Annotated in this window: 1 protein-coding gene; it reads right to left on the reverse strand. The window is 69.6% G+C overall.

The genetic code is table 11. The features are described from left to right. The coding region (locus ACTIDRAF_RS0220685; RefSeq protein ID WP_016700631.1) for an IS3 family transposase at window positions 1-444 on the reverse strand (444 nt) is incomplete at its 3' end. Window positions 445-467 lie beyond the last annotated feature (23 nt).

Here is a 467-nt window from a genome sequence, read left to right on the forward strand (position 1 = left end):
CGACGTATCAGCGGTATCCGACACCTGCCACCCCACAATCGCCCGCGAGAACGCGTCCACGACCAACGCCGAATACACGAACCGACTCTCCCCGAGCCGAACGTAGGTCAGATCCGTGACCCACAACCGGTTCGGCCTCGGTGCCCGGAACACCCGGTCGACCAGGTCACCGGGCTGGCCCTCGCCCTGCCCGGGCAGCATCGACCGCGGCCGGCGGGACCGGGTGACCAGCCCGGTCATGGCCTCGGACCGCATCAACCGCTCCACGGTGCAGCGGGCCACGGTCACGCCCTGGCGGTGCAGTGCCGCCCAGATCTTGCGTGCCCCGTAGAGCCGGTGCGAGTCTTCCCAGATCCGGCGGATCACCGCAACGAGTTCCCGGTCGCGGCGGTGCCGGGCGGAGGGGTTCGTCCGTCGGTTGCGAATCGCGTAGTAGGTGGACACGCTCAGCCCTACTGTGCGGCAGG

The organism is Actinoalloteichus spitiensis RMV-1378 (assembly GCF_000239155.1).
Lineage (GTDB): Bacteria > Actinomycetota > Actinomycetes > Mycobacteriales > Pseudonocardiaceae > Actinoalloteichus_B > Actinoalloteichus_B spitiensis.